This window comes from Parabacteroides goldsteinii, assembly GCF_020091425.1.
In the GTDB taxonomy this organism is placed as follows: Bacteria; Bacteroidota; Bacteroidia; order Bacteroidales; family Tannerellaceae; genus Parabacteroides; species Parabacteroides goldsteinii.
The window spans coordinates 2,304,067-2,319,512 of the sequence record NZ_CP081906.1 but is presented as its reverse complement, the minus strand read 5'-3'; the positions used below and the strand labels follow the sequence as shown (position 1 = coordinate 2,319,512).

Sequence of the window (15,446 nt, the reverse complement as noted above, 5' to 3'; positions counted from 1 at the left end):
AAATTCGTATAAATGAGTAAAGTAGCTTTAATAACAGGTATTACAGGACAGGATGGCGCTTATCTGGCAGAATATCTTGTAAAAAAAGGATATACGGTGCATGGTATCAAACGTCGTTCATCCATGTTCAACACAGACCGTATCGATCATCTTTATCAGGACCCTCATGTGGAGAACCGGAACCTGATCCTTCATTATGGCGACCTGACCGACAGCCTGAACCTTACCCGTATCATCGGTGAGGTGCAGCCTGACGAAATATATAACCTGGCAGCTATGAGCCATGTGAAAGTAAGTTTCGATACTCCTGAATATACGGCGAATGCCGATGGTCTGGGTGTGTTGCGTATCCTTGAAGCGGTGCGTCTGCTGAACCTGATCCCTAAAACCCGTATCTATCAGGCTTCTACATCCGAATTATATGGATTGGTTCAGGAAGTGCCTCAAAAGGAAACGACTCCTTTCTATCCCCGAAGTCCGTATGCTGTTGCTAAACTATATGGTTACTGGATTACGGTAAACTATCGTGAAGCCTATAAAATGCATGCTTCCAACGGCATTCTGTTTAATCATGAGTCGCCGCTTCGCGGAGAAACGTTTGTTACCCGTAAAGTAACCCGTGCCGTTTCGCGCATTGCTTTGGGTATGCAGGAAAAAGTTTATATGGGAAATTTATCTTCCAAACGTGACTGGGGCCATGCCAAGGATTATGTCCGTGCCATGTATGCGATTCTCCAGCAGGATGAACCCTCTGATTATGTTATTGCTACCGGAATAACGACGACTATTCGCGATTTTATCAGTAAAGCATTTAAAGAAATAGGGGTAGAAGTCATTTTTAAAGGCGAAAATGTTAATGAGGTCGCAGTATTAAACTATATTGACGAAAAAATGTTTATAGAGAAAGTAGGTGAGGCTTATCTCGAAAATTTTAAAGAACGGATAGGTGAAGAGGTAGTCGGTATTGACCCTCAGTACTTCCGTCCGACCGAGGTTGACTTACTTATCGGGGATGCTACGAAGGCCCGTACCCGTTTGGGGTGGGAACCGAAATACACCCTTGATACTCTTATTCAGGATATGATGCAGAATGATATCAAGCTGATGAAAAAAGAATCCTATCTGAAAGAAGGTGGATATAAAATTCTGAATTATTTTGAATAAATTAAGAACAAAACATAGATTTATTTTGTTTTAGTTAAAAAAAGATTTAATTTTGCTCTAAATTTGAGCGTTATTTAAGGTAATTGATTGTTTAATTAAAAAGTTGATGAATATGAAGACTAAAGTATTACTTTTAGCTTTATTGTCAGGTTTTGTTTTCTCTGTGTCAGCACAGGAATTTAAACCACAAGTTGGTTTTAGTACTGAAAAAGGTTATAAGACAAATTTCAAGAAAAACAAAGCTGGCGATAATTGGTTTATTTCTGTTGCCGGTGGTGCAAGTATGTTATTGGGTGACCAGAATAATAAAGCAGATTTTGGCAACCGTCTGAATTTTGCGCCTCAGTTCTCGTTTGGTAAGTGGTTCAACCCGTATCTGGCTTTCCGTACTCAGTTGAACGGTGGTATTTTACACGGATTTGTAGGTGACAACGCAGAGATCATGCAGCACAACAAATATGCAGCTGCTCATGTAGACTTGTTATGGGATGTTACCAATTTCTGGGGAGTTTATAATGAAAAAAGAGTATTCCGTTTGATTCCTTGGGTCGGTTTCGGTTATGCACAGCGTTTCGAAAATCAGGGATATGCTAGAACAGAATCTCCTACATTAAATGCTGGTATCCTTACTGCTTTCCGTTTGAGCAAACGTGTTGATTTGAACGTGGAAGTTCAGGGTTCTTTGCTGAACGAACAGTTCAACCGTGTTAACATGTTCCACTTGACAGACGGTATCGCTCAGCTGAGCGCTGGTTTGACATTCAAACTGGGTAAAACTGATTTCGAAGTATTGGAACCGATGGATTACGCTTTGTTGAACGACCTGAACAATCAGATCAACTCATTGCGTGCTGCTAACGATGAATTGAGCAAACGTCCGGAATCTTGTCCTGAATGCGAAGAAGTTGTAACTAATGTTGTAAACAACTATGTTGACAATGTAGTATACTTCCGTCTGAATAGTTCTAAGATCGATAAGAACCAGCAGATCAGTATTTACAACACTGCTGAATTCATGAAGGCAAACAATGCTCCGATCAAGGTTATCGGTTATGCTGATAAGAACACAGGTACTTCTAAATACAACATGGGTCTTTCTGAAAAACGTGCTAAAGCCGTTGCTAAAGAATTGATCGACAAATACGGTATCAACTCTAACCAGATTACTATCGAATGGAGAGGTTCTGACGAACAGCCGTACAGCGAAAACAACTGGAACCGTGTTGTTATCATGTCTGCTAATAATTAATTTATTTTTAATTATATCTGAAAAAGGCTGCACATTCTATTGTGCAGCCTTTTTTTTGCACAGAATATTCATTACTTTTGTGGAATTTTAGAACACAGTTATGGAATTCGACAAAAAACATGGTTACCTTATCCAGTGGCTGATAGGAATGGGAGATTTAGTTGTATTAAATCTATTGTTCTTCGCTGTCTATTATGGGTTGGGGGAATTTTATACAAAAGCTATATCCTATAGTTTGAGAGAGGTTGTTCTCTTATTGAATTTCTGTTATTTCTTTGCCCTTTATTTTGTTCCCATGCAATTGCATGTGGCTGTTGTTTTTATTGACAAAATTGTACAGCGTGCCTTTGCGTTGGTCTCTATATTTGTTTTTCTGTTCGCTACTTGTCTTATCTTTCTGAATATAGGGGATGCCTTGGCTACATTTCTGCTGGTTTATTTTGCTGTAACAGTTATAATTTTTGCTCTTTGGAGAGTGTTTGTTCGCGTTACACTAAAGATGTACCGTAGAAAAGGACATAATTTTAAAAGAATTATTATTGTAGGAGCAGGTAAGAATGGTATGGAATTGTACCGGGTTATGAAGGATGATCTTTCCTATGGATTCAGTATCATGGGTTTTTTTGATGATAATCTGTCTTTGCAAAGTGTGTTGCCGAATTACCTGGGTATGACGCATGAAGTGGAGAAGTATGTATTGGCCAATGATATAGACGAAATCTATTGTACTTTGCCTGGAACGCAGGACGAGAAGATATTGCGGATAATGAATTTTGCTGAAAAGCATATGATCCGTTTCTATATTGTTCCGGAGTTTTACAGGAATATAAAGAAGAGTCTTGTTATGGAAATAATGGAGTCGATTCCATTATTGGCAGTTCGCCGTGAACCTTTGCAGGCTGCTTACAACCGGGCATTAAAGAGAACTTTTGATATTCTTTTTTCTTTGGGTATTTTACTGACCATTTATCCGATACTTTATGTCGTTATAGGAATATTGATAAAAGCAACATCTCCGGGACCTATATTTTTCAAGCAAAAGCGTACCGGTTTGTACGGGCAGGAATTTGAGTGTTATAAATTCCGGACAATGCGGGTCAATGCAGATGCCGATAAATTGCAGGCAGCAAAAGATGATCCGCGTAAAACCCGTATCGGAGATTTCCTTCGGCGTACGAATCTGGATGAGTTCCCTCAATTTATCAATGTATTAAGAGGGGAGATGTCGGTAGTGGGCCCTCGTCCTCATATGCTGAAACACACTGAGCAATATTCGGCTCTTATCGATAAATATATGGTACGCCATCTGGTAAAACCCGGAGTGACGGGATGGGCACAGGTAACCGGTTATCGGGGAGAAACCAAGACGCTCGAACAGATGGAAGGACGTGTGAAACGGGATGTGTGGTACATTGAGAACTGGTCGTTCTTCCTGGATCTGAAGATCATCGTGGTGACGATTCTGAACATGTCTAAAGGTGAAAAGAATGCCTATTAAACTTATAAATTGCACACTTTTTGTGTATTTGTGTAATACAAATGCATATTTGTGCTATCTTTGCAGCCGATGGGAAGGATACTAGCAATTGATTATGGCCGAAAACGGACCGGGTTAGCAGCTACAGACAATTTACAGATGATTGCAAACGGTCTGACAACGGTGCCGAGTGGGGAATTGGTCTCCTGGTTATCTGCTTATGTGGCAAAAGAACCGGTGGATTTATTCGTGGTCGGTCTGCCGAAGCAGATGAATAACGAGCCTTCGGAAAACATGAAGTATGTAGAGGCTTTCGTGACACATCTGAAACGGACCATTCCGGATATTCCGGTTGAATATTATGATGAGCGTTTCACGTCTGTCCTGGCGCACAAGGCAATGCTCGACGGAGGTTTGAAGAAGAAAAAAAGACAGGATAAAGGCCTGGTGGATGAGATCAGTGCAGTTATTATCCTTCAATCATATTTAGAAAATAAAAAATATCAGTTATAGTTTATGATTTTACCAGTATACTTATACGGTCAGCCTGTGTTAAGAAAAGAGGCTGAAGATGTACCCAGGGATTATCCGGAATTAAAGCAGTTAGTAGCTAATATGTTCGATACGATGTACAATGCCGATGGAGTAGGCTTGGCCGCTCCCCAGGTTGGGTTGTCGATTCGTTTGCTTGTGATCGATGCTGATGTGATGGGAGATGATTTCCCTGAATGTAAAGGATTCAAGCGTGCGATGGTTAATCCGGATATCGTTGAAAGCAGTGAAGAAGAGATTTCTATGGAAGAAGGTTGTCTGAGCCTTCCTGGCGTACATGAGAAAGTGTCCCGTGCCAGCAAGATCCGGGTGAAATATTTTGATGAAAACTGGGAGGAACATGACGAGGTGGTAGATGGTTTTGCTGCCCGTGTGGTACAGCACGAATGCGAGCATCTGGAAGGTCACGTGTTCATCGACAATGTTTCGGCTATCCGTCGCCAGTTGAATAAAGGAAAACTAAATAGTATTATTAAAGGGACTGCTCGTTGTTCATACAGAGCAAAAGCTGTCGGTAAATAATAAAAATCTATTAAATAATATGACAGATTTAAGTAAAAACATTCAGGCCCTCAGGGAGAAGAAAGCCGTCGTTGAGATGGGTGGAGGCGAAGCTGCTATCGAAAAGCAGATCGCGATGGGTAAACTTACTGCCCGTGATCGTATTCTTTCCTTGCTGGACAAGAACTCTTTTCATGAGTACGATTTGTTTGTAAAGCACGATGGCCGTGACTTCGGAATGGATAAGAAAGATTTTCCGGGTGATGGTGTAGTTACAGGTACAGGTACTATTTTCGGTGCTCCGGTATGTATCTACGCACAGGACTTTACTGTAGCCGGTGGTTCATTGGGTTTGCAACATGCTCGTAAGATCACTAAGATCATGGATCATGCATTGAAGATGAAATGTCCGATTATCGGTATCAACGACTCGGGTGGTGCACGTATTCAGGAAGGTGTTGGTGCTTTGGCCGGATATGGTGAAATATTCTATAGAAATACAATCGCATCAGGCGTTATCCCTCAGATCTCATTGATTCTGGGTCCGTGTGCCGGTGGTGCTGTTTATTCACCTGCTTTGACAGACTTCGTGTTCGTGGTTGAAAATATCTCCAAGATGTTTATCACCGGTCCGAATGTGATCAAGACTGTTTTAGGTGAAGACATCTCTATGGAAGACCTGGGCGGTGCCCGTGTTCATGCGGAAACAACAGGTAATGCTCATTTCTATGCCTTGAGCGAACAGGATTGTTTCGAACAGGTTAAACGTCTGGTCAGCTTTATCCCCTGGAATAACCAGCAGCGTGCCAAGACTACTGAGCCAAAAGAACCGACAGCGATGCTGAACATTGAAGAAGTTGTTCCAGCTGATCCGAAACAGCCGTACGATGTTCGTGACGTTATCAAATGCATCGTCGATGATTCCGACTTCCTGGAAATTCAGGAACTGTGGGCTGCCAATATCGTGATCGGTTTCGGTCGTATGGCAGGCGAAACAGTCGGTTTCGTTGCTAACCAGCCGATGGTGCTGGCCGGCGTACTCGATTGCGACAGTGCCGACAAAGCAGCCCGTTTCATTCGTTTCTGCGACTCATTCAATATTCCTATTATTACCTTGGAAGATATGCCGGGTTACCTGCCGGGCGTAGACCAGGAGCATGCCGGTGTGATCCGTCACGGGGCAAAAGTATTGTATGCTTATTCGGAAGCAACTGTGCCTAAGATCACAGTAATCTTGCGTAAGGCTTACGGTGGTGGTTACATTGCGATGAACTCGCGTCACCTGGGTGCCGACTTTATGTTTGCATGGCCGAGCGCAGAGATTGCCGTTATGGGACCGGAAGGTGCAGCCAACATTATTTTCCGTAAGGAAATCATGGAAGCTGAAGACCAGAATGCAATGCGTCAGGAAAAAGTGAAAGAGTATATCGAGAAGTTCGCTAATCCTTATGTGGCAGCTTCGAAAGGATTTATCGATTCTGTTATCGAGCCGAAAGAAACACGTGCGTTGTTGCTTCACGCTCTGAAACTTTCTATTTTGAAAGAGGAATACAGACCGGCTAAAAAGCACGGAATCCCTCCGTTCTAATTAAATCCGTACATATACTTTTTGAAAATATGGAAAATAAAGAAAACGAATATGTAGATTTTGTAGTTACCGCCCGTAAATACAAAACACTGCTGACAGAGAAATATAAGAACCGTAAGATGTGGCATAAGCCCTTCGTTGGTGATGTGATTTCGACTCTTCCGGGAACTGTCGTGAAGATCTATGTGGAAAAAGGGCAGGAAGTTGAAGCCGGCCAGTTGCTCCTCATTCATCAGGCGATGAAGATGTACAATCGGATCGTTGCTCCGGTATCCGGAGTGATTACCGAGTTGGATGTAACCGAAGGAGATAAGATCGCAAAAGATCATTTGATGGTAAAAATACAGCCGAAGTAAAATTTGGTTATTTCATAATACGTGCGAAAAGGTTGTGCCAGTAGTGTTTATACACTGGTGCAACCTTTTTATTTGATACATTTTACATTCAATTTAAGTTTTTTGGCTTGATTACGGTTTGTTGAGAATTATTTTTGCTACGAACCGTTTTAACATTCACATGAATTGCTTATTTTTGTTCGCTGAATAAAGAGGGGTGTCAAAAGTCTGTTGAAACCTTTTGGCATGCCTCTTTTTAACACTTAAGGCAATCTGATGAAAAAAATATTCCTCTTTTTGATGTTTGTAGCATATTCGTTAGCGATGTCAGCGCAGATCAATACGGATCGTGTTCTGGCTATCGGACGTAATGCCTTGTATTTTGAAGATTACGTATTGTCGATACAATATTTCAATCAAGTCATTAAAGCGAAACCTTGGATCGCGGAACCCTATTTCTACCGCGCTGTTGCCAAGATCAATCTGGACGATTATAAGGGAGCGGAAGAAGACTGTACGCTATGTCTCCAGCGGAATCCATTTCTGGTTCAGGCTTATTATGCCCGCGGTATTGCCCGCCAGAGCCAGGAAAAATATGCCGAAGCGATTGCCGACTACGACAAAGGTCTTGAATTTAAACCCGAAGACCGCCAGATGCTTGTTAATAAAGCCGTAGCCAATATCCAACGGAAAGACTATGATGATGCCGAAAAGACTTTCGATGTGCTGATGAAAGCGCATCCTAAATATTCGATGAATTACCTGACCCGTGGTGCTATGTACACCGAGAAAGGCGATACGGTAAAAGCGCTTGCCGATTATAATAAGGCTATTGAAATGGACCCCTATTATGCTCCGTCCTATGGTAACCGTGCGATCCTGCTTTATCAGACAAATGATCTGAAAGGTGCTTTGGCGGATCTGAACGAGGCCATCCGCTTGAATACCCGTGAAAGTGGCTATTATATCAATCGTGGTTTGGTACGTTACCAGATGAATGACCTCCGTGGTGCGATGGATGATTACGATCAGGTAATCGGTATGGATAAAAATAATCTGATTGCCCGCTTTAACCGGGGACTGCTCCGCTATCAGGTAGGCGATAACAACCGTGCTATCGAAGACTTCGATGTGGTGATCCAGCAGGAACCGGATAACTATATGGCTTATTATAACCGTGCTCTCCTGCGTTTTGAAACAGGTGACTACCGTGGTTCTGTTCAGGACTTCGATGTTGTTTTAGGTCAATATCCAAATTTTACTCCGGGTTATTACAGCCGTTCCGAAGCTAAGCGTAAAATGAATGACCAGGTAGGTGCCGATCGCGACTACTGGACCGCTATCGAAATGGAAAACAATTCGAAGAAAGACCGCCAGTCCGCGCAGGGTGGAAATGCTATGGCCTCTACTAATACGACAGGACAGGATAGTAATGCTTCTTCTTCGGATGACAAAGGTGAAAATACACGTGAGAAATCAGATAAGAACATCAGTAAATTCAATCGCCTGGTGGTGTATGACAAGGAAGAGGAACGTAGGAATAAATACCAGAGTGATGTCCGCGGACGTGTGCAGGATCGTAATGTCCGCGTAGATATCGAACCTCAGTTTGTCCTGACTTATTACGAAAAGATTGATCCGATCAAGAAAATTGTCTATTACGACAAGACGATCGAAGAATATAATGCCCGTATGGTGTTATCACGCAAACTGCGTATAACCAATGAAGAGGCTGCCCTTACGGAAGATCAGATTTCGGTTCACTTTGCCTCGATCAATGATTATTCCGCGAAGATAGAAGTCCAGCCGGGAAATGCGGATGCGTGGTTTGGCCGTGCAGTAGATTATATGCTTGTACAAGACTTTACGGAAGCTATCAAAGATTTCAATAAGGTTATCGAACTTGATCCGACCTATACGATGGCTTATTTCAACCGTGCAGTGGTACGTTACAAACAATTGGTTTATGATATGTCCCAGACTACTACAACCGATGACTTGTCAGCCTCTATGGGTAGTATGAACTTTAAGATGGGGCAGAGTCCGACACAGCCGAAAGCTCCTTCTGATCCTAGATCGGCCGAAGTGAAGGATAAAAGGAAGGCTTACGAACATGAATTGATTACACGTGATTACGATATGGTTATCCGTTTGAATCCCGGATTTGTGTATGCTTACTTCAACCGTGGAAACTTACGTTGTGTGCAGCGTGACTTCCGGGCGGCCATACAGGATTATGATGAGGCGATCAAACGTGACCCTGATTTTGCAGAGGCTTATTTTAACCGCGGACTGGCTCATCTCTCCCTGGGTGATGCCAATCAAGGTATTGCAGACCTGAGTAAGGCAGGCGAATTAGGTATTATCAATGCCTATAGTATCATCAAACGTATGACAAGCAATTGATCTGAATAAGCTTTTTTAGATTCAAAACAGGCATGTTTCCCAACAAAACATGTCTGTTTTGGGTTTAAAGCATATATCTTTTGACCTAAAAAGATCATTTTACGAAAAAGAATGCTAAATTTGCATGCTAATTAAAGAATTATAGAGAACAGATTATGATAAAGATTACATTTCCGGATGATTCCGTAAGAGAATACGCCGAAGGAACAACTGCTATGCAGATCGCAGAAAGCATCAGTTCCCGTTTGGCTCAGGAAGTTTTGGCCGCAAGTGTGAACGGAGAAACATGGGACCTGTCTCGTCCGATTATGCAGGATTCAACTGTGAAGCTGCTGAAGTGGGATGATGAAGAAGGTAAACATGCTTTCTGGCACTCAAGTGCTCACCTGATGGCTGAAGCACTGCAGGAACTTTATCCTGGCATCAAGTTCGGTATCGGTCCGGCTATCGAGAATGGATTCTACTATGACGTAGATCCGGGTGAAGCTACAATCAAAGAAGGTGATTTCGCAGCAATCGAAGCAAAGATGCTGGAACTGGTAGCTAAAAAAGAAGAAATCAAACGTCAGGACATTACCAAGGCAGATGCCATGAAAATGTTCGGTGACAGAGGTGAAGAATATAAAACTGAGTTGATCAGTGAACTGGAAGACGGTACGATCACAACCTATACACAAGGCTCTTTCACAGATTTGTGTCGTGGTCCGCATTTACCTAACACATCTTACCTGAAAGCTGTAAAGATTCTGAGCGTGGCCGGTGCTTACTGGCGTGGTGATGAAAAACGCAAACAGCTGGTTCGTCTGTATGGTATCACTTTCCCGAAAAAGAAAATGTTGGATGAATATCTGGCATTACTGGAAGAAGCCAAAAAACGTGACCACCGGAAGATTGGTAAAGAACTGGAGTTATTCACATTCTCTACCGCAGTAGGAGCAGGTCTGCCATTGTGGTTGCCCCGTGGTACTCAGTTGCGTTTGAAACTGGAAGATTTCCTGAAACGTATCCAGAAGAAATACGGTTACCAGCAGGTAATGACTCCGCATATCGGAGGCAAACAACTGTATGTAACATCAGGTCACTATGCAAAATATGGCAAGGATTCATTCCAGCCGATCCATACTCCGCAGGAAGGCGAAGAATTCCTGTTGAAACCGATGAACTGTCCTCACCATTGTGAGATATTCAAGGCATTCCCACGTTCATACAAAGACCTGCCTTTGCGTTTCGCAGAGTTCGGTACGGTTTACCGTTATGAACAGAGCGGTGAGTTACACGGTTTGACGAGAGTACGTGGCTTTACGCAGGATGACGCCCACCTGTTCTGCCGTCCGGATCAGTTGAAGGATGAATTCCTGAAAGTAATGGATATTATCTTTATCATTTTTAAAGCGCTTGATTTCGAAAACTTCGAAGCCCAGATCTCTTTACGTGATAAAGTGAACAGAGATAAATACATCGGTTCGGAAGAGAACTGGGAAAAAGCTGAAACCGCTATCATCGAAGCCTGTCAGGAAAAAGGCCTGAAAGCGAAGATCGAATATGGTGAAGCTGCTTTCTATGGTCCGAAACTCGACTTTATGGTGAAAGATGCTATCGGTCGCCGTTGGCAGTTGGGAACTATCCAGGTAGATTATAACCTGCCGGAACGTTTCGAGCTGGAATATACAGGTGAAGATAACAAAAAACACCGTCCGGTAATGATTCACCGTGCACCGTTCGGCTCAATGGAACGTTTCGTTGCCGTGCTGATCGAACATACAGGAGGTAAATTCCCGTTGTGGCTGACTCCGGATCAGGTATGTATCATGCCTATCAGTGAGAAGTTCAATGAATATGCATGGGACATCGCCCGTCAGCTGGAAGAACAGGATATTCGTGTTCTGGTAGATGACAGAAATGAAAAAATCGGTCGTAAGATTCGTGACAATGAATTGAAACGTATTCCTTATATGCTCATCGTCGGAGAAAAAGAAGCAGAAAATAATGAAGTTTCTGTAAGAAAACAGGGCGAAGGTGATAAAGGTTCGATGAAAATTGCTACCTTTGCAGCGCTTTTGAACGATGAAGTAGAGGACATGATGAATCGTTGGCAAAATAAAAACAAGTAAATAACTAATAACGAGGAGAATAAATCTTTTTGAATGAAGAATGACAATCTGAAAGAACAGTACAGAATCAACGAACGTATTCGTGTTCGTGAAGTTCGTTTAGTAGGTGACAATGTAGAACAAGGTGTATTTCCTACATCTCAGGCATTAAAAATGGCTGAAGATCAGGGATTGGACCTGGTAGAAATTTCACCCAATGCTGCGCCCCCCGTTTGTAAAATAACCGATTATCAGAAATTCCTCTATCAGCAGAAAAAGCGACAGAAAGAGCAAAAAGCGAAATCTGTGAAGGTTGTTGTGAAAGAGATTCGTTTCGGACCTCAGACAGATGATCATGATTATAACTTCAAACTGAAGCATGCTAAAGGATTTCTGGAAGAAGGCTCTAAAGTGAAAGCATATGTGTTCTTTAAAGGACGTTCCATTCTTTTCAAAGAGCAGGGTGAAGTTTTATTGCTTCGTTTTGCCAATGATTTGGAAGACTACGGTAAAGTAGAACAGCTACCGGTTTTGGAAGGTAAACGTATGATCATCATGCTAACACCTAAAAAAGCGGGTGCATCGGCTACAGCAGCTGCTCCGAAACCAGCATCTGCAGGACCGGCAAAGCCTGTGGTTAAGAAAGTGATAACATTGAAGTCGAGGACAGAATCTGACGCTGAAGAAAATAAAGAATAAAAAACGCCCGTAGAGGGTGTCAAGTTTAATAATTAAAACAAAATTGGAAAATGCCTAAGATGAAGACTAATTCCGGTGCCAAAAAGAGGTTCGCCCTTACCGGAACAGGAAAAATCAAAAGAAAACACGCTTTTAAAAGTCACATTTTGACTAAGAAGACTAAAAAAGCTAAGAGAAACCTTACTCACACTGGCCTTGTTGCTACTGTTGATGTAAACAGTGTTAAGCTAATGCTTGGCATGAAGTAATCTTCTTAAATTAAGCGAGTTTTACAAAGATTTTTATTAACCGAATGTATTTAGCAAGTAAGATCATCATAAAGGATGACGCTAACATTCAAAACAGATTAGAATTATGCCTAGATCAGTAAATCATGTTGCTTCAAGAGCAAAAAGAAAACGGATTTTAAAACTTACCAGAGGTTATTATGGTGCACGTAAGAATGTGTGGACCGTAGCAAAGAATACCTGGGAAAAAGGTTTGACTTATGCATTCCGTGACCGTCGTAACAAGAAACGTAACTTCCGCGCATTGTGGATCCAGCGTATCAACGCTGCTGCTCGCCTGGAAGGTATGTCTTACTCTCGTTTGATGGGAGCTTTGCATGCTGCAGGAATTGAAATCAACCGTAAGGTGTTGGCCGACCTGGCTATGAACCATCCGGAAGCTTTCAAAGCTATCGTTGCAAAAGTAAAGTAAATTGATATATAAATGTCAATAAGAGAAGGGTTCCGGTTTCGGGACCCTTTTTTTGTTAGCTTTTTGCAATTCATACCTTCTGAAACACTGAGACTTTACTTTTTTATTCATTATTTAAGGGGAAATTGTTGACATTTTGTTTGGAAGATTCAAAGGCTTTACATATCTTTGTGATAAGAAAAATGAGTTAGCCGCACTTGTTCGATTGGGAAACTCATCAGTTTTTTTTAATTCCGAGACAAAGCTCTTGTCGCTAATGGCGGGCCGCACCCTTCGGGGCATGCATCGCACAGCGGATTACAAAGGTGGCAAAGCACTCAAATCCTGTCATACGGAGTTTGTTCATATCTACGGTGCGGCTTTCTTCTCATATAAAGGGAAAATCTCTTACGGGATTTTCCCTTTTTCTTTGTATATTTACCGCACCAAGAATAAATACACAAAAACTGATTATTATGTTACTGCCAAAACAATCGCGCATAGCGATGACGGGTGTTACTGTAGTATGCTCTTTGCTTCTTGTTGCCTGCTCTCCGAAAGAGACTGTGCAACTGAATGTAATCCCGCTGCCTGCACAGGTTAGTGCTTCAGGAGGCTTTTTGAAAGTCGACAGTGCTGCTGTTTTTTCTACGGCAAAGCCTGCAAATGTTCGCTTTATCGTGGATGAGTCAATAGGTGGAAATCCGGAAGGATACCAGCTTGTAGTGAATGAAAAGGGTATCGACCTGAAAGCAACCACCGGGACAGGTCTGTTCTATGGCGAACAGACACTCCGTCAGCTGTTTTCTCCCCAGGGAGTCCCTTATGTCACCATACAGGATGAGCCTCGGTTTAAGTACCGAGGGATGCACCTGGATGTGTCGCGTCATTTCTTTCCTAAAGAAGAAGTATTCAAATTGTTGGACGTGATGTCCTTTTATAAGCTGAATAATCTGCACCTTCACCTGACGGATGCAGGAGGATGGCGTATCCAGATGGATAAATATCCTAAACTGACTACGGATGCCGCTTTCCGTACCGAATCCGACTGGCGGAAGTGGTGGGATGGAAAAGACCGCAAATATCTTCCTGAAGGAACTCCGGAAGCCTATGGCGGTTATTACACCAAAGACGATATACGTGCGATCGTTGCCTATGCAGCATCTAAACATATTAATGTATTGCCGGAAATCGAATTTCCCGGTCATTCGGAAGAGGTCCTGTTTGCTTATCCGGAGTTAAGTTGTTCCGGTCAGCCTTATAAGAATGGAGATTTCTGTATCGGTAATCCGAAATCATTTACCTTTATGGAAGACGTACTGGATGAAGTGATCGAACTTTTTCCATCCGAGTATATTCATATAGGAGGGGACGAAGCCGGTAAAGGTGCCTGGAAAACCTGTCCTAAATGTCAGGCTTTGATGAAAAAGAATGGCATGAAAAGCGTGGATGAACTGCAAAGTTATATGATACATAAGGCAGAGGAACATCTGATCTCTAAAGGCCGTAAGCTGATCGGCTGGGATGAGATACTGGAAGGTGGCCTTGCTCCGGAGGCTACCGTTATGTCCTGGCGTGGCGAAAGTGGTGGCATTAAGTCTGCCCGTATGGGACATGACGTGGTGATGACACCGGGTAATTATATGTATTTTGACTTCTACCAGGCTGATCCTAAAACACAACCTTATGCTATCGGCGGATATACTCCGATTAAGAAAGTGTATAGTTATAATCCGATTCCGGTCGACTCCCTGACTGCCGAAGAAAGTAAACACATCATGGGAGTACAGGCCAATACCTGGACAGAATATATTCCGAACGAACAACATCTGGAATATATGATGTTTCCTCGTGCTTTGGCTTTGGCTGAAATAGCCTGGTCGCCTCAGGAAAAGCGCGAATGGAATGACTTCAAACCCCGTATGAATGCCCATATTTCAAAATTACAGCAGATGGGTATCAATACATTTACTCTTTCCGACGAACTGGAAGTAACAATGAAGGTCGATACGGTCAGCAAACAGATTGAAGTCTACCTGGATGCCGAAAAGTATCCGGCAGAAATCCGTTATACGACGGACGGTACTGTCCCGACAGCCTCCTCCACAGTTTACGACGGGATGATTCTGGTGAAGGATTCAGCTTATATCAAAGCAGCCATTTTCAGTAATGGTCAGTTGCAGGGAACCCCGACCGAGAAGAAAGTCGATTACCACCGCGCCATCAACAAGCCTATACATTATAATAGTAAGTTGTATCCCGGTTATATGGCAGGCGGTATGAATGCGCTGCTCGATGGTTATCGGGGAGGGCTGACCTATCTGGATGGTCGTTGGCAGGGCTACCTGAACGATCTTGATTGTGTGATCGATATGGAAGAAGTTACCGATATTCACAAAGTATCCGCCCGTTTCATGCAACTGATCGGGCCGGGAGTTTTCCAACCGGCTACAGTCGAGTTATTGACATCCGAAGATGGAACGAATTTCACTTCACAGGGAATTATTCCGACCACCATCTCCAATAAAGATCCCGAACTTTCTTTCCAGGAATATCTCTTCCAGGGAGACTGGAAAGCCCGCTATGTCCGTCTGAAAGCTGATGAAGCGAATAAGGGGTTCATCTTTGTGGATGAGATCGTCGTATGGTAAGAAGGATAATGAACCAATGTGGTAAATATGCCAATGTGCCGATTCTAAGAATGAAT

General features: G+C 42.7%; 13 protein-coding genes. All 13 read left to right on the top strand.

The features are described 5' to 3' along the window. Positions 1–12 precede the first annotated feature (12 nt). The 13 genes from gmd (at position 13) to K6V26_RS10725 (ending at position 15,390) form a co-directional block, all read left to right on the top strand. Positions 13–1,164 carry a GDP-mannose 4,6-dehydratase gene (gmd, locus tag K6V26_RS10785; protein WP_007657094.1) on the top strand — a complete coding sequence of 384 codons (1,152 nt, stop codon included), beginning with the start codon at positions 13–15 and terminating at the stop codon, positions 1,162–1,164. A 112-nt stretch (positions 1,165–1,276) separates the two neighbouring features. Continuing rightward, a complete protein-coding gene (locus K6V26_RS10780; RefSeq protein WP_007657093.1) occupies positions 1,277–2,413 on the top strand; it encodes an OmpA family protein in 1,137 nt (378 codons plus the stop codon). A gap of 100 nt (positions 2,414–2,513) precedes the next feature. Then, positions 2,514–3,911, top strand: a complete 1,398-nt coding sequence (locus K6V26_RS10775; RefSeq protein WP_010802955.1) for an undecaprenyl-phosphate glucose phosphotransferase — start codon at positions 2,514–2,516, stop codon at positions 3,909–3,911. Positions 3,912–3,980: 69 nt separating this feature from the next. Continuing rightward, on the top strand, positions 3,981–4,403 hold the full coding sequence (gene ruvX, locus K6V26_RS10770; RefSeq protein WP_044214382.1) for a Holliday junction resolvase RuvX: 423 nt from the start codon (positions 3,981–3,983) through the stop codon (positions 4,401–4,403). Between the two features lie 3 nt (positions 4,404–4,406). After that, positions 4,407–4,964 carry a peptide deformylase gene (gene def, locus K6V26_RS10765; RefSeq protein ID WP_007657090.1) on the top strand — a complete coding sequence of 186 codons (558 nt, stop codon included), beginning with the start codon at positions 4,407–4,409 and terminating at the stop codon, positions 4,962–4,964. 19 nt (positions 4,965–4,983) lie between these two features. After that, positions 4,984–6,531 carry an acyl-CoA carboxylase subunit beta gene (locus K6V26_RS10760; RefSeq protein ID WP_007657088.1) on the top strand — a complete coding sequence of 516 codons (1,548 nt, stop codon included), beginning with the start codon at positions 4,984–4,986 and terminating at the stop codon, positions 6,529–6,531. 29 nt (positions 6,532–6,560) lie between these two features. Further along, on the top strand, positions 6,561–6,887 hold the full coding sequence (locus K6V26_RS10755; protein WP_007657087.1) for an acetyl-CoA carboxylase biotin carboxyl carrier protein subunit: 327 nt from the start codon (positions 6,561–6,563) through the stop codon (positions 6,885–6,887). A gap of 255 nt (positions 6,888–7,142) precedes the next feature. Beyond that, entirely contained in the window at positions 7,143–9,272 is a 2,130-nt protein-coding gene (locus K6V26_RS10750) for a tetratricopeptide repeat protein (protein WP_199722562.1), read from the top strand. Between the two features lie 155 nt (positions 9,273–9,427). Then, complete coding sequence (gene thrS / locus K6V26_RS10745) at positions 9,428–11,383, top strand: threonine--tRNA ligase (protein ID WP_007657085.1); 1,956 nt, start codon at positions 9,428–9,430, stop codon at positions 11,381–11,383. A gap of 33 nt (positions 11,384–11,416) precedes the next feature. Beyond that, the gene (gene infC / locus K6V26_RS10740) at positions 11,417–12,061 is read left to right on the top strand and encodes a translation initiation factor IF-3 (RefSeq protein ID WP_224265323.1); all 645 of its coding nucleotides are present in this window, start codon (positions 11,417–11,419) and stop codon (positions 12,059–12,061) included. 50 nt (positions 12,062–12,111) lie between these two features. Then, positions 12,112–12,309 (top strand): 50S ribosomal protein L35, encoded by a 198-nt coding sequence (gene rpmI, locus K6V26_RS10735; protein WP_007657083.1) that lies wholly within the window; start codon positions 12,112–12,114, stop codon positions 12,307–12,309. 106 nt (positions 12,310–12,415) lie between these two features. Beyond that, positions 12,416–12,760 carry a 50S ribosomal protein L20 gene (rplT, locus tag K6V26_RS10730; protein ID WP_005635321.1) on the top strand — a complete coding sequence of 115 codons (345 nt, stop codon included), beginning with the start codon at positions 12,416–12,418 and terminating at the stop codon, positions 12,758–12,760. Between the two features lie 455 nt (positions 12,761–13,215). Next, positions 13,216–15,390 carry a beta-N-acetylhexosaminidase gene (locus K6V26_RS10725; protein ID WP_224265322.1) on the top strand — a complete coding sequence of 725 codons (2,175 nt, stop codon included), beginning with the start codon at positions 13,216–13,218 and terminating at the stop codon, positions 15,388–15,390. Positions 15,391–15,446 lie beyond the last annotated feature (56 nt).

Excerpts from the sequence above, each read along its gene's own strand:
- gmd (WP_007657094.1), top strand. The coding sequence starts at position 13 with ATGAGTAAAGTAGCTTTAATAACAGGTATTACAGGACAGGATGGCGCT.
- K6V26_RS10780 (WP_007657093.1), top strand. The coding sequence starts at position 1,277 with ATGAAGACTAAAGTATTACTTTTAGCTTTATTGTCAGGTTTTGTTTTC.
- K6V26_RS10775 (WP_010802955.1), top strand. The coding sequence starts at position 2,514 with ATGGAATTCGACAAAAAACATGGTTACCTTATCCAGTGGCTGATAGGA.
- ruvX (WP_044214382.1), top strand. The coding sequence starts at position 3,981 with ATGGGAAGGATACTAGCAATTGATTATGGCCGAAAACGGACCGGGTTA.
- def (WP_007657090.1), top strand. The coding sequence starts at position 4,407 with ATGATTTTACCAGTATACTTATACGGTCAGCCTGTGTTAAGAAAAGAG.
- K6V26_RS10760 (WP_007657088.1), top strand. The coding sequence starts at position 4,984 with ATGACAGATTTAAGTAAAAACATTCAGGCCCTCAGGGAGAAGAAAGCC.
- K6V26_RS10755 (WP_007657087.1), top strand. The coding sequence starts at position 6,561 with ATGGAAAATAAAGAAAACGAATATGTAGATTTTGTAGTTACCGCCCGT.
- K6V26_RS10750 (WP_199722562.1), top strand. The coding sequence starts at position 7,143 with ATGAAAAAAATATTCCTCTTTTTGATGTTTGTAGCATATTCGTTAGCG.
- thrS (WP_007657085.1), top strand. The coding sequence starts at position 9,428 with ATGATAAAGATTACATTTCCGGATGATTCCGTAAGAGAATACGCCGAA.
- infC (WP_224265323.1), top strand. The coding sequence starts at position 11,417 with ATGAAGAATGACAATCTGAAAGAACAGTACAGAATCAACGAACGTATT.
- rpmI (WP_007657083.1), top strand. The coding sequence starts at position 12,112 with ATGCCTAAGATGAAGACTAATTCCGGTGCCAAAAAGAGGTTCGCCCTT.
- rplT (WP_005635321.1), top strand. The coding sequence starts at position 12,416 with ATGCCTAGATCAGTAAATCATGTTGCTTCAAGAGCAAAAAGAAAACGG.
- K6V26_RS10725 (WP_224265322.1), top strand. The coding sequence starts at position 13,216 with ATGTTACTGCCAAAACAATCGCGCATAGCGATGACGGGTGTTACTGTA.